At 33.5% G+C, this 1045-nt stretch carries 1 protein-coding gene; it reads left to right on the top strand.

Going from position 1 to position 1045, the window contains the following annotated elements; translation table 11 throughout:
- The coding region (locus DMB92_RS09240; protein WP_260604797.1) for a PBECR2 nuclease fold domain-containing protein at window positions 1-1045 on the top strand (1045 nt) is incomplete at both ends.

Raw genomic sequence — 1045 nt, 5'->3', positions numbered from 1 at the left:
GATCCAAAAAGCAGGCTTTAACAGCGAAACAAAGAAGCTTTTAGATGAGTTTTTAGGCTCGGTTGATGAAGTGAATTTAGCAAGGAAGCAAAGCTTTGAAGAGGCTTTGAATGCAAAAAGCTCTTTTGAAAAAGAGAATTTGAAAGATTTAGAATTTCAAGACAGCAAAGGAAATGCTCATATCTTAGATCAAAATACACAAGAAAAATGGCTTAAAACCTTTGAACTTAAAAGCTTAGATGAAGATTATATCCCAAAGCAAAGCGACGAAGTTAAAAATGCTTTAGGAGGAAAGGAAATAAGGCTAAGTAAGGGAAGCTTGCTAAAGCTTGTTGAAAGGGATAGGACACAATATATAAGCGAGATTAAGCAAACCTTAGATGAACCTGATTTGATTTTAAAGGATAAAGAGGAAGTTATTTTTGCAAAAGAGCTAAATGATAAATTATTTTTTACAAGCGTGGGAAAAGATTATGATACACATTTGACCATAGTTAGCAATGCACCTAAAAAACTTTCTACCATCGAAAATAAAGTGGATAATGGAGCAGAAATTTTATATCAATCTTCCAAGTTTGAAAATCTCCGTTACAACCAAACTTTTACAGATGAACGCTTAATCACCAACAAGATTGACGGAGTAAATTCTACCCAAAATTTAGATTTAAATCAAGGCTCTTTAGTTAAAAACATACAAGCTGAAAAAGAAGCAAAGATCAAGCAAGATTTAGAAAACGAAAGGCAAAGAATAGAGCTTGAAAGAAGGGCAAATGAAAAAGTCAAAGAAAGTAGGGCAAAAGAATGGGCTAAAAAAGAGGCTTTAGCTGGAAAAGCAGCAAATGATACCAGCGATTTAAGCTTAAATGAACCTATCAAATATCAAAAGATCAAGGATACAAAGCTTATTTTAGATGATGAAAAAGAACCTATCAATCTAAGCTTAGCTGTGGTTAAAAAAGAGGATTTAAAAGAAAGCTTTGAAAAGGGTGGCACGCAAGGGCGAAGCGAAAAGCAAGATAAAAAGATAAAAAGCATAAGCCTTGCT

Origin of the sequence: Campylobacter sp. MIT 99-7217, assembly GCF_006864365.1 — a bacterium.
GTDB lineage: Bacteria > Campylobacterota > Campylobacteria > Campylobacterales > Campylobacteraceae > Campylobacter_D.
The sequence above is the reverse complement of the archived record's forward strand: the minus strand, read 5'-3'. Positions and strand labels throughout refer to the sequence as shown.